Raw genomic sequence first — 12,983 nt, 5'->3', positions numbered from 1 at the left:
GTCGCAGTGGCAGATAGTGGTCGAGCACACCGCGAGCGGCGAACGCAGGGGGTGATGGCACGGGCATCGCCTCTGTACTATCCGCACGGCGGATGAGCAGAGGAGTTGTTGTATGCAACCGGTCGGTCCGTATAGGTTCACCGAGGCGTTCAGCGTCTGCAAGGTGGGCATGGCCTGGTGGGCTATCGACGGGCAGGACCGGCTCGTCACGGTGGCGGTGCTGGAGGGTGCCGCGGCCGCCGACCAACAGTGGCGGCAGGCGTTCGCCAGCGCGGCCAGCGCCATGGCACACGCCCCTGGCGGGCAGCGCTACGTCAACTGTGACTTCACCGCCGCCCGGCCGTGGGTCGCGTACCCGGCGCAGAACGGCATGGGGGCGCAACGCCTGTTCGAGGCCCTTGGCATGGAACTGCACCCGCCGACCTCTGCGTCGGAGGTGCTCATCCCGATGCCAGACCCGGGTGCTGGGCCGTCGGAGTCCGTCTCTGCTCCGCCGCAGTCGGTCTCTGCTCCGCCGGCGTCGGTTTCCGCCCCACCGCAGTCGGTTTCCGCTCCGCCGCAGTCGGTCTCTGCCCCACCGCAGTCGGTCTCTGCTCCGCCGCAGTCGGTTTCCGCTCCGCCTCAGCCGCCCTGGGCTGCGCAGCCGTGGGCGATGTCTACCCAGCCGGTCTCCGGGCAACCGGTCTCGGTGCCCCCGCTATCGGTCTCCGGTGTGCCGGCCTCGCCCCTACCGCCGTCGACACGGCCGGTCTCTGCCGCCCCACAGTCCCCGGCCTACGCCGACCATGCCGGACCGACGCCGTTTGATCCCTTGTCATCCGGAGGCCGGCGGATCGCCCCGGTGGCTCCAAAGCCGAAGCGCCCCAAGTGGTTTCTGATTGCCGGTGCGTTGGTACTCGTCCTGCTCGCTGGCGCCGCAGGATTCTTCGTCGGCCGCAGTGGCGACGACGCGGGAGCGCCGTCGACCGAGGCCACCCTCGCGCCCTTCGAGGCGACGCAGCTGTCCATCAACAAGACCAAGTTCGAGGGCGAGTTGGCGCCGCTGGCCGAGCCCTGGCTGGCGCAGGCCGGCGGCTGTGCGGCGTACAACGACCTTGGCGCCCCGTTCCTGCCTGCAAACGAGAAGCGGCACATCTTCTGCCACTACGGCGGTGCATTTCTGCATTTCGTGCTCTATCCCGACAAGAAGGAGAAGGACGCGGCACGCGCCTTCCGCCTCCAGCTCAACCTCGCCGGCGGCACCTTGTCGCCCGGGCTGCGCGAGGCAACCCGTACGACCGGCAACATCAGCGGTGTGGCCGGGAGCTACCTCGAGTATGTATTCAAACTGAAGGATGGTCGGGTGATGTGCGGTATCTGGTGGGACCGCGATGACACCGACGCCGTCACTTACATCGAAACGCTCTGCCAAGAAGGCATCGCTGGCAACTGGGACGCACTCCGGGATCTGTGGCGTCGCGGCAGCTGAACGTGTACGGGCCCGGTCAGCTGGCCGGCAGCGGTGGAAACACGAAGGCCTCCGGTTGGCGGCGCTGTCCCTGGGCAGCTCCACCGGCCGGAGGCCTTCGTTCTTGACCTACTGCACCCTGATGACCTGGAATTCGACCGTGCCGGCGCGGTTGAAGGTGAGCTGGCGGTACTGGAAGGCGTCGAAGGGTGCCTGCCAGGCCAGTTCGGCGGGGAGTGAGACCATTAGCGGGCCATCGGTCAGTGCCTCCGCCAGGCGGAAGGTCCCGTCGTCGGTGCCGACCTGGATTGGCGACCAGTCCTTCAAGCCGAGGTGTACCAACGAGGCCAGCATCGAGCTTGGCTCAGGCCGGTAACGCGCGACGATCATCTCCTTCGGACCGGCCTCTGGGACCGCAACGGGCACGCCCGCCGTCACCGGCTGGGTGAGCGTGGTCTGTGGCGGAGAGCAGCGGTTCTGGCTGTGATGAAGAACAGACCAGCGTTCGGCGCGCGCGCCGACACGATAGTTGCAAGCCAAGGCAAGCAGGTACTGGGGAGTGTCCCATCGGATATTGCGGCGATCGATGCCGACCGTGGCCTCGTGCAGCACGACCTGGTTTGCCGGCGCCTCGACGAGAGCTTTGGCGTTGAGTTCGTCGAGGTACGGCGTGTACGCCGAGAAGGACTGGAAGACCGGGACCGGGCGCCAGTCCAACGAGTAGGCCCACGGCAGGGTCAGCTCCATCGGGTCGACGTGCACGGGTCGACCACGTAGTTCGCTGACAACATTCTCCGGCAACTGATACTTGTCGCGCGCCCGCATCCTGCTGGCCTCTATCGAGGTGAGGCGATAGTTGTTGTTGACCAGGAGTTCTGTGCCCGTCCTCCACTGGTCTCTGGCCTGGAAGGGGTCGTAGTTTCCAAGGCCGGAGGGTGCCATGATGAATGCCGCCAGTGCGGCTGCCAGTACAATTCCGGGGCGTCGTACCCAGGCGGCGAAGCCGATGAGCAGGAAGCCTGCCGCCATGAAGAACGAGACTTCGTGTGCCGGGTCGTGGCGGGTGAACCCATGCTTGAATCCGAAAGCGAGCACGACCGCCGACACCACGACGACTCCGGCGGTTACGACGGTCTTGTGGCGCACCGCATTGCTCAATGCCAGGATTCCGACGATGATCGCGAGTAGCCCTGCGGCGAGATAGCCAACAATGTATTCGCCCTGCTCGATGGAGAGGGCTTCCTGGTAGCCGCTGGAAATCTCCTGCGAGCCTCGCACCCACGGCAGTATGTCGGCGACCCGCTGCCCTGCCACAAGCCAGAGCGTCAGGAACGTCACCACGAAGGCTGCCGCGGCTACTCCGACGCCCCTGATGAGGTCCCCCAGCGACCGGACGCTCACCGCGACGAGACCGGCCAGGGCAAGGAGTACCACACCCTCGGAGAACTTGACCTGTAGCAGCAAGGTCCCGACGGCAGTGAGGATTGCGGTCGGCAGGGTGCCCCGCCAGTCGTGTGTCCGCCTGGTGCTCCGGTGGTGCAGCGTTAGAAGGGCGAACAGAAGGCCGGCGTAGACGAACCTGCCGCCCGGCCCGGCTGGCCCACTGGCAACGGTGACGGCGAAAGCGATCGCGCCAGCGGCGCCGGCGGACCACCTCAGTCGGACGCAGAGGTAGATGGCCCAGAAGAGGACGACAACCGCCGTCGTCGTGAACAGGAAGCCCAGCGCCGCCTGCGGGCGGCTCACATGCTGCGGCCAGTCGAGGAACCCCCACGGACCGTAATTGAAGACGATGTCTTTACCGAAGCGCAGATTGTCGGAGACTGCGAAGCCGATGCCGGCCTTCCAGCTCGGGTCGAAACCCGGCGAAGGCATCAGGGCGGACGGTACGCCTGCGACCAGAATGGTGAGGCCGAACCATGCGAACGCCGCCATCCCGGGTAGGCGTGCGACCAGTTCCCTGTATTTCGATTCGATTCGAACCATGGCCGGCGCAGCGGCCTCAGATTCGATCTGCCTGTCTGAGGTGTCACTCCTCAGTGCTGTGGATTCTGCGGCAACTGCGGATTCGCGGCTGCCCTGCTCGGCTGTCTGCATGCGGTCCGTCCATGGATTGAAATCTGATGGCTGAGATTGAGCGGGGCGTCGATGTGCTCGTGTTTAACCTGGGTCGCTGATCGGTCTCGCGGGACGGCCGGCCCGCTGCGGCGTGTAATGCGGAATTTGTTAGCCCTCGCTGATCAGGACCACCGGCTCGATTCCGTCGGTCACCTGTTCCACGCGGTAGTCGGCGAGCACCGACCGCCAAGCTTCGGCCTCCTCGCCTCCGACGTAGGACCGAATCAACCAGATGCGCGCGCCCCCGCGCTGCCCAGCCAACCTGAGCGCCTGGTCAAGGCCGAGACGGATGCCTGCCTTATCTGTACCGGGGACCATGACGACGTCTGACCGAGTGGGCATCTCGACCCACCAGCCAACGGTATTGCCGTACGGAGCGACCAGGTCAATCGCGGTGCTTCCGGAATAGAACACGAAGCCGTACCACGCCTTGTGGTTCAGGATGACCACGTCGTTCCGCGATCGGTGTGCGTTTACGTACTCGGTCGCTGTTCGAACGTCCATCATGGTGGTCGGCAAACGTTCGAGCCCGGGCTCGTCTCCATCGAACCGGTACCAGGCGCCGTTGTGAACACTGAACACACCGAGCAGGAGCGCGCAGATCGCCGCAGTCACGACGGTCGGCGCATCGCGGTGCAGCACGCGGTTGACGAGCCCGGCCGCCAGGTTCGCCGTGCCGACGAGACCGATGCCCGCCACCGCCGCAGCCGTGACGAGGAGGAAGTGCGAGGTGCGCGGGTCCAGGAGTGGGTATACCTTCGCGACCCCCAGGGCTACCACCGTCGTCGGCAGCAGGCTCACCGCGATGGCCGTGGCGGGGCGGCTTGCCTTAACGAGGCTTACGACGCCGATGACGACCAGCCCGACAACGAGCAGCACGGGCGCGCCGAGGATCACGGTCAGGTCGTGTGCCCGATCTAGAACATAGCCGGGCACCTCTGCCAGCCGTGGAAAACTTGAGGCCCAGAACTCCTGCATTGCGTCGGTTCGGGCTCGCGCCGAGATGCCGACATAGATGGCTGCCGCGAGCAACGCGGCAATGAAGCCGGCCACGGCGACGTCAAGGAGCCGCGACCACTGACGTCGAATCACGGTGACCAGAAGTAATCCGCCGAACACGCATGGGGCGATGATGGCGGTCACGTGGCTGAAGAGCATTCCCAGGCACACTGCGGCCGCGACCACGCCGAGCCGCCTGCGAGACCACGCCCGTTCCGTCCATGCGGTCAACGCGAGCAGACTCACCGCGACGGCGGCGTCGGCGGAATACTGCTTCAGGTCCTGGCGGACCTGCTGGGCCGGGAGGAGTAGGACCGCTGCTCCGGCGACGGTGCCCGCCACGATCCCGAGTCGCCGAGTCGGCCACTGCGGCAGACGCCCGAGCGCATACGCCACACCGACCGATAGTCCGTGAAAAGCGAGTGGAACCGCCCGAAGGTAGTCGGGGTCCGGGACGAGTCGGAGGAGGAAGCTCCAGCCAATCGGAGTCGACGAGGTCGTGACCGGCAGGTCGGCGAGCGGGAACCGTACCGAGAGCGCCACCCATGCCTCATCGAGCCAGTAGGGGGCTGTGAGCGTGGTCCTGACGTCGTGCACGACCGGAAGGAACGCAAGGAGCACGGCGACGGCGATCCAGTCCGCCGGGTTCGGGAGGCGCCTGATCGAGCGCGCGGCCATCGCTTCGTTTCTGCCCACGTGTCGACCCGCGAGCTGTGTAACCACGCAAGTTCCCATCTTCAGTGGGGAGCTACCGGGCGTTGAAGAAGCCGACCAGCCCGAGCGCAACGGCCACCAGCATCTGTCGGAGGTCGCTTCACCAGGTCTGCCGCAGGTGGTCGGGCGCAGTGCTGGGACCCTGCCACCGGCCGTCGACGGTGCCGCACCGATCGACGCCACACGCCTCGGCGGCCGGCTGCGACATCATCGGCTGTCGCGCCGGGCGCCTGAGGAAAGGTAGCAACGGAGACCGCCTAAACTAGCTGGCTCCCCCGGCACTGGTCGGCGAGGGCACCGACTCGCCCGGACCCCGTTGGGCCGGCACCGGCGATCCGATCAGGCTCGCCGCCTGTCGGTTGCGCCGCGAGGCCAGGGGCAACCCGATCAGGAACTCGGGGAACATGCCGAAGAAGGTCCGGGCGCTCTGCAGCTCGAACGAATGCGCCCGCGACCACCGGAACGAGTTGGTTGCACGAGCCCAGTGATGGGTCCACCGGACGTCACCGAGCAGGGCGACGGGAAGGCCGTGCCGCCATGCCCGCAATCCGAGCTCGTGGTCCTCGTAGTAGAGGAAGAACTCCTCGTTCCACCCGCCCATCGCGAGGAAATCCGCCTTGCGTGCGGCAATCGCGGCACCCATTGCCCAGGCCACCCAGATCGCCTCGCCAGGTTTCGCGATGATCCGGTAGGAGGCATGCATCCGGGACAGGGGCCAGACCTTGCGGTTGCCCAGCTTGGCCGTCGCGTAGGGAAAGCCACGACCGTTGGGCTGTAGGACGCCTTCCGAGGTGACCAGTTGCGGCGCGGCCAGGCCACCGTGGACGTCGATGTGCGCCTGCAGCACATCGAAGCCAGTTGGCTCGATCTCGAGGTCCGGGTTGGCGAACAGGACATAGTTGCCCGCCGCCTCCCGTGCCCCGACGTTGTTGGCCTTGGAGAAGCCGACGTTCTCCGGCAGGCGGATCACCCGGGCGCCCAACTCCTCCGCGACGGCCACGGAGTCGTCGGCCGAGCAGTTGTCCACCACGATCCACTCGTACGGTTTCGCCGCGCCGGCCCAACACTGACGCAGCGTTTCCGCCGAGTTGTAGGTGACCGTAACGACGCTCCAGCTGTGTGCTGTCATTCGGCTCTCCGAACATTCAAATAGCTGTACAGGGATGTGAAGCCGAACCGCTTGCCGCTCCACTGCCGTCGGGCTGCTGGGCTCTCCACCAGGCCACGTCCGACGCCACGGAGGAACGGCCACAGCAGGCCTTGACGGACACGCCGGGCGGCGAGCGCAAGGTGCGCCAGGGCAAGTATCGGCATGGCGACGAGCATCAGCGGCCAGGTGAAGACCCGGGCCGCGACCAGGAGCCGGTTGCGGGCCAACAGGAAGGCGCGGAAGCCCTGGAGCTTGTTGTCGCCCTCGACGCTGTGCCCACCCGCGTGGGGAAGCACGAGATCGAGCGCACGAGTCCGCAGTCCCGACGCGTAGAGCCGGTAGGCCAGGTCAGCGTCTTCACCCCAGGCGAAGAGGTGCTCGTAGAACCCGCCGAAGCGGTGGAACAGCTCGGTTGGGAAGACGGCGGCGCCGCCCGACGGCCCGAGAGGCCCCCGCGACGCGGTGGCGGTTCGGTCGATGAAGAGCGAGATCGGGTTGACGTCGATGCCGATGTATTCCCCACCGTGCATCGCCAGACCGACCGCGATCGGCCTGCTTGGGTCCTCGGCGATGGCGGCGCAGATGCGGGCCAACGCGTCGTCGGGCAGCCACACATCAGGATTGAGCAGCAGTACGTGGCTCGTATCGACGGCGGAGACCGCACGGTTGCAGCCCGCCGCAAAACCCGGATTCGACGAGTCGGGGAGGTACTCGTACTGGTCGTCGGCGAGGCAGTTCGCGATGACCTTCTCGCACCCGTCCTCTGGCCAGTTGTCGGCGAAGATGAAGGTGATCGGAAGGTTGCCGGCGCTGCGTACCCAGGTCGGTAGCGTCTCCGCCAGCATTTCGGCAGACCTGTAGAGGACAGTTACGACTGTGAGGCCCATGGGCCGTGTCTCGTTCATTTCGCCGTTCTCCCCAGCCAGTGCAGGACCCAGAGCCCGGGTACCAGGCTCAGCCAGGTTGGATAGATGAGCGGATATAGCTCGTAGACGCCGAACAGGGCAAAGTACACGATGAATCCCCGCCCCAACTGTGCGGCGGGTGACGCCGAAAACTCGAACCAGCGTTCGGTCGAGCCGATCGCCAACCCTAGGGCGGCGAGAAAGAAGAGGACCCCGATCGGCCCGTAGTCGAGCAACGGGATGGCCACGAAGGTCGCGGTATTCATGAAGTACGGCTGGCTCAGTTGGGACGTCAGCCCGTACAGGTCGACCTGACCGAACAGCGGTTGGGCGTGCGACCCCAGGAACGTCAGCGAGTACGCGCCGTACGTCGGTTCGAAGTTCTCCCGCTGCGACCAGAGTCGGCCGAACGTCTCGGTGGAGGAGCTCAGCGACAGGTCGAGCGACGCGGCGCTGCTCGCCAGCGCGCTGTTGCCATATCGCGACCGGAACTCCGTCTCGAACGAGCCGGTGCCCGCCATGGTGCGCTGCCCGCCGAGAAAGACCGCCGTGCCGAGCACCACCGCGGCGATCAGGAGTATGACCGGAATCTTCTTGAAGGACTTCGACGCGCGTGGCCGCGAGTGTCGTGCCGAGAGCGCGGCGATGAGGGCGGGTGCGATGCCGACGAGCACCGAGTTCTTGCTCGCGCCGAGGGCCGCACCCACCGTGAAGACGCCGGCGAGCACGTAGAAGATGAGCGACCTGCTCCGGTTGCCGGACACGGCGCGCAGCAGCGAGACGCCCATCCCGAGGGTCCACGCCTCGGACAACAGGCCGATGACGATGCTCGACTGCAGCCGGAGCGCCTGCCGGGCCACGTCTGGGTTGTCGGCGAAGAGGGGTGGTACGACGCCGCGGAAGCGGATTGCCGCGGTCACGGACGCGATGCCGAGCAGCACCAACAGGTACGTCAACAGGCGCCGGTCGGTTGGCCAGCGGAGTTGCGGCCTAGGCCTGGGCATGGGCAGGTTGATCCGGTCGGTTCGCCAGCTGATCACCTGCCTTCCGATGGCCCAAGCGGCCAGGAAGACGGACACGTATCCAGCGAGAACCGGCAGAACCGCCTTGCCCGCCCAGGAATCGTAGGGGCCGGGCAGCGTCTGCACCGCGAGCATGGCAGCGCTCCAGACGGCGGCACAGGCAGCCAGGGCCCAGGACCGGGCCCGGGCGGCGAAGATGGCCACCACCACCAGACCGGCCGTGACCGCGAGCCCGGCCCACTGGGTGGCCAGGAGCAGGAGAATGCCAAGGGCGAGAGGGAGTCCGACCGACCAGAGCCGTCTCTCAGCGAGTGTCATTCGCGACTGCTCGATAGAGGCCGAGCCAGCGCTCCACGCAGCGCGAGAAGGAGTATTGCGTCGCGTACTCCCGCGCCAGGTCGCGGCGCTGCGCGTTGTAGGCGGCCGGCTTGGTTGCCGCCTGGATGGCCGCCACCATCGCCTCCGGGGTCATCTCAGCCTGGAACCCGAGGACACCCGCACCCTGCCGGGTGATCTCCGACAGCCCGCCGACACCGGAGTGCACGACCGGTACGCCGAGAGACATCGCCTCCAGGGCACTGCGTCCGAAGGACTCCACCCGAGACGGCACGAGTAGACAATTCACCTTTTGCAGGAACGAGGCCGCATCCACCCGTCCAACCAACTGGATGTTCGGAAGCGGCGCGATCGGCGTGGTCCCCGCGCCGGCAATCAAGAACTCGACCTCGGGCAGCGCGGCCGCGATGTCCGACAGCAGGTCCGCACCCTTTTCCCGCTCGATCCGACCGAGGAAGCCGACGCGGATCGGAGCCGACGGCGCGAGCTCGGGCATGTCGTCGACCGAGGGCCAGACCGCGGGCAGCGGATTCGGGATCACGTGGACGTTTTTCCGCACGTGTCCACGTTTTTCTAGTTCGTCGCCCTCGAAGGTGGAGACCGCAACGGTCGCGTGCGGCCGAAGCCGGCGGAAGGCCAGGTCCGTGGTGATATTGGCCTGCACCGCAGCCTTCTGGCGCAGCGATTCTGCCGTGTCGCGGTACTGCCACAGGCTGTTGTGCAGCGCGACGACCACCGGCGTCCGCCGGCTCTGGACGCCCAGCCCCGCGCGGACGTGCATCGCAGCGGACAGCAGGTGCGCGCTCACCACGTCCGGACGTAGCTCTTCGACGATCCGTCGGATCCCCCGCGCGTACCCGAGATCGACGCGCTTCGTGGCGCCGAGCGGAATCCACTGGATTCCCGATGCGCGAAGCGACTCCGCAACCTCATCGTCCGGCGTGGCGGCGATCACCTCCACGCCCTGCTCGGTCAGGGCCGGAAGCATCTCGATGAGGAAACGTTCGGCGCCACCGAGCTGTCGTCGCCCTGAACCGCCGGTCGTGCAGACGAACAGGACCTTCATCGTGCTCCCATGCCTTCCACCGCCCCCTTGGCCACCGCCCGTCGGGCCGTGCCGCCGCCGACGGCCGCCCGCATCAGCACGCCGAACGTGTATGCGGAGCAGGCGACGTTCCCGCGCCAGCCGGCGAGCTCCCGGCTGGCCCGGATGAACTCGCGGGTCTGCCGGCGCGAGATCTCCTCCACCGGCCACCGGCGCTTGGCGCTTGCGTCGTCCTCGTGCATCACGACGGATTCCGGCACGTAGGCGAGACGCAGCCCCAACTGCCGAACAGCCCAGCAGAGCCGCAGATCCTCGGAGTAGAAGAACGAGGACTCGTCGACGCCGCCGATCTGGTCGAGCGTCTGCCGCCGCATCGCGACGAACGGCCCGGAGAGCCAGTCGCCCTGATCGGGCGTGGAGACGATTCGCAACTGTGGGAAGAGCATGCTCAGCCCGGTGGCGTGCGCGACGCCAGCACCCACCGTCAGGAAGCGGCCCGCCGCGGTCTGGTCCTTGCCCGTGGCGTCGAGCACCTTCGGGAATGCGGCCCCGACAGCGGGATCATCGAGCTGCGCCATCAATAGCTCGATCGCGCCCGGCTCCACGACGATGTCGTTGTTCGACAGAATCACGCGCGATCGCGTGCTGTGCCGCACGCCAAGATTCATTCCCTTGGCATAGCCGAGATTCTCGTCCGAGCGGACGTACTTTGCTCCGGTCTCTTCACACATCGCGCTCAGTGCCGCACTGATGTCGGCGGCACTGCCGTTGTCGACGACGACGACCTCCGCGTCGGCCGGCAACGATCGCACGCAACCGTTGGTGCGCTCGAAGTCTTCCCAGGTCAATACGATGATTGAGACGTCCACCGCTAAGCCATTCGTTTGAGGAGGAAATGCGAATTGCGCTGTAGGCTCTGCCGAGTCCGGAAGGCGTACACACCGTACGCGACCGATGATGCGATGGCGGCGCCGAACGCGCCCGCCCACGGAATGAGGAGGAAGTACAGCACCATCGATACGGACATCGTGATCAGGGCCACTGCGGTGGTCGCCTGTTCACCGCTCCGCTTGAGCAGGGCGGCACTCCAGGTCTTGCCGGCTGAGAGAGCCAACGTTCCCGGCAACAGGAGCAGTCCGAAGATCCACGCATAGTGGTAGTCGGGCGCGACCAGGCCAAGGACAGTGAGCCCGATGACGGCCAGGGACGCGACCGGCAGCGCACCCTTGATGACCTCTCGGCCATGGTCACGGATGGCGTCCGGATCACGCTCGGCGAGGATCCGCTGCGACTTGACCACCGCGCCGGACTGAGCGAATTCCAGGGCCGCCACAGCCAATGCGTAGACACCGAGTGCCCCCGCTCCGGCGAAGCGGGCCACCAGGATCTGACTCATCCGGTACGTCAGCATCTGCGCGCAGACCCCGATGTGCAGCCGACCCATGGCAACAAGGTCGGCGCGATATTCGGGCTGCCCTGCGGTAGCCGCCGGAATTGGGCGGAACCGCCGGGCCCACGCGAGGACTGCCAAGCCCAGGACAGCTGCGGCGACGACCTGCACGACAAGCCACAGCATGCTCCAGAGGCCGCCGTCGAGTTGCTTGTCCAGATAGAGGAACCCGTAGCCGACCACCAGGACGGCGCCGGCTACGGCCCGCATGGAGTAGACGAACCAGAACCTCTTGAGTCGCAGGCCCAACGAGGCGGCCGTGTTGAAGACGGTCAGACCGCACGCGGCGCCCATGCCCACCGCGTAGCTGCCGATGCCGGCCAACGCGGTCAGTAGCGCCGCGGCCACGAGGGTGAGCACCAGCGACAGCGCGAGGATGCCCAGGATCCACCGCCGACCTCGGGAGATGATCCATCCGCCTGGCCGAGACAGCAGGAACGTGTCAATGGAGAAACCGCCAAGCGCGGCCCCCATGGTGGCGCTCACCATGTTCGCGGCGAGTTCGCCGCGCTCCGTCGCGGGTAGGGTCACCGACACCAGCGCCGCGAGACCGGTCAGGCCGAGGGCTGCGATATAGAGGCGTTCCGGCGAGACGAGCCGCCGTAGCAGAACTAACACCCGATGCCTCGGACAGACCTCGAATCGATGCCAGCCTGTAGAACAGCTGCGGCTGGCCACACGCCTTCCACTCGCTTTTCCCCCGAAGTTGCAAAAGTGCGTGGTACGACGGGTTCCACGCCGCTGGCACTTTCTACCCGAACGATGCTCCGCTCCGCAATCGCCCGCGAGGACCGGACTCCTCGCGACCGCTCCTTGACTTCGCGTTCCCGGCCCACCTGGGGCGTGTGTCAGGCGCGCGCCAGGTGCCCGGGGTGGTGGAGCCACCGCTACCAGGGGCAGCCCAACGGCCTCGGTTGGCGCGGGAGGTAGTCTGGCGCTTCCTCGACGGCCGATTGACGTGGAGCCGCATGTACCTCGCTCGCCTGCTTGGCGTAATCGGAAGACGGTGGGTAATCGTGGCGACGCTCGCGGTGCTGGGCGGTGCCGGAGCCGGCGTCCTGGCCACGAGTCAGCCCCTCAGCTATCGGGCCGAGGTGCAACTGCTCGTCACCTTCGTTCGGGAACAGCCCGCCACCGGGCAGGGGAACGGGCCCAACACGCAGGAGCAGGCCGGCTCCGCGCCACCTAACGCCGAGAAGCTGATGCAGCGGCGGGTGAAGACCTACGCCAGCATGATGAACACTCCGCGGTTGACCCGGCCGGTGGTCGACGCGCTCCAGTTGCCATACACGACCGCAGAGATGGCTGACAAAATCGTGGCGTCGTCAACGGTGAATGCCCTGGCGATCGACGTTGCCGTTACCGACGGTGACGCTTCCGCAGCTGCGGCAATCGCCAACGAGCTCGCCGCCGAGTTGCAGCGGATCGCGGAACGGGACGCCGCGCCGGCCGGTCTCGGCGCGTTGGCACAGGTCAGCGTGCTCAAGGCCGCCGAGGCCCCGGAACGACCCGTAGCCGTGTCGTGGCCCCTGCACGCGACGCTCGGCGCACTCGGCGGCTTCGCGATCGGGCTCGGCATTGCCCGGCTTCTCGGTTACCGCGAAGCCGGCACCCCCATCAGCGCCGACGTGCAGGCCGCCTGGGCGGACCTGAAGAAGCGGTTGCCCGCTCGCGGGTCGTTGACGCGAAAAGCCGCCGGCCGGAGGTCGCCGCACTCCGGTTAGGGCCTGTGTCAAAGCCCTCGGTTGAGCCGAGGCGGAGTCCAGGCGGCGGTCCGGCAAGGCGGAAGTTCGTCCG

General features: G+C 67.0%; 10 protein-coding genes. 2 read left to right on the top strand and 8 right to left on the bottom strand.

The window, feature by feature from the left end; all coding sequences use genetic code 11:
• Positions 1-112: 112 nt before the first annotated feature.
• Positions 113-1,468, top strand: a complete 1,356-nt coding sequence (locus ACLQ28_RS25260; protein WP_425688756.1) for a hypothetical protein — start codon at positions 113-115, stop codon at positions 1,466-1,468.
• 108 nt (positions 1,469-1,576) lie between these two features.
• Here ACLQ28_RS25260 and ACLQ28_RS25255 read toward each other — a convergent pair whose 3' ends face one another.
• The 8 genes from ACLQ28_RS25255 to ACLQ28_RS25220 form a co-directional block, all read right to left on the bottom strand.
• Positions 1,577-3,544: a hypothetical protein gene (locus ACLQ28_RS25255; RefSeq protein WP_425688755.1), complete on the bottom strand. Its 1,968-nt coding sequence runs from the start codon at positions 3,542-3,544 to the stop codon at positions 1,577-1,579.
• 129 nt (positions 3,545-3,673) lie between these two features.
• Complete coding sequence (locus ACLQ28_RS25250; RefSeq protein WP_425688754.1) at positions 3,674-5,242, bottom strand: hypothetical protein; 1,569 nt, start codon at positions 5,240-5,242, stop codon at positions 3,674-3,676.
• Between the two features lie 298 nt (positions 5,243-5,540).
• Positions 5,541-6,407: a glycosyltransferase family 2 protein gene (locus ACLQ28_RS25245; RefSeq protein ID WP_425688753.1), complete on the bottom strand. Its 867-nt coding sequence runs from the start codon at positions 6,405-6,407 to the stop codon at positions 5,541-5,543.
• Complete coding sequence (locus ACLQ28_RS25240) at positions 6,404-7,315, bottom strand: glycosyltransferase family 2 protein (protein ID WP_425688898.1); 912 nt, start codon at positions 7,313-7,315, stop codon at positions 6,404-6,406. Before ACLQ28_RS25240 ends, ACLQ28_RS25245 begins: the two co-directional genes overlap by 4 nt.
• A 14-nt stretch (positions 7,316-7,329) precedes the next feature.
• Positions 7,330-8,673 carry an O-antigen polymerase gene (locus ACLQ28_RS25235; protein ID WP_425688752.1) on the bottom strand — a complete coding sequence of 448 codons (1,344 nt, stop codon included), beginning with the start codon at positions 8,671-8,673 and terminating at the stop codon, positions 7,330-7,332.
• Positions 8,660-9,757: a glycosyltransferase family 4 protein gene (locus tag ACLQ28_RS25230; RefSeq protein WP_425688751.1), complete on the bottom strand. Its 1,098-nt coding sequence runs from the start codon at positions 9,755-9,757 to the stop codon at positions 8,660-8,662. The genes ACLQ28_RS25235 and ACLQ28_RS25230 overlap by 14 nt, the downstream gene beginning before the upstream one ends.
• Positions 9,754-10,605, bottom strand: a complete 852-nt coding sequence (locus ACLQ28_RS25225; protein ID WP_425688750.1) for a glycosyltransferase — start codon at positions 10,603-10,605, stop codon at positions 9,754-9,756. The genes ACLQ28_RS25230 and ACLQ28_RS25225 overlap by 4 nt, the downstream gene beginning before the upstream one ends.
• A gap of 2 nt (positions 10,606-10,607) precedes the next feature.
• Positions 10,608-11,804, bottom strand: coding sequence for a lipopolysaccharide biosynthesis protein (locus ACLQ28_RS25220; RefSeq protein ID WP_425688749.1), 1,197 nt, complete (start codon positions 11,802-11,804; stop codon positions 10,608-10,610).
• 398 nt (positions 11,805-12,202) lie between these two features.
• Between ACLQ28_RS25220 and ACLQ28_RS25215 the strand changes: the two genes are divergently transcribed.
• On the top strand, positions 12,203-12,910 hold the full coding sequence (locus ACLQ28_RS25215) for a YveK family protein (protein ID WP_425688748.1): 708 nt from the start codon (positions 12,203-12,205) through the stop codon (positions 12,908-12,910).
• The last annotated feature ends 73 nt before the right edge of the window (positions 12,911-12,983 follow it).

The sequence above is a fragment of the Micromonospora sp. DT201 genome, from assembly GCF_049841575.1.
Taxonomy (GTDB): domain Bacteria; phylum Actinomycetota; class Actinomycetes; order Mycobacteriales; family Micromonosporaceae; genus Micromonospora.
This window is presented reverse-complemented; position numbering and strand designations above follow the sequence as displayed.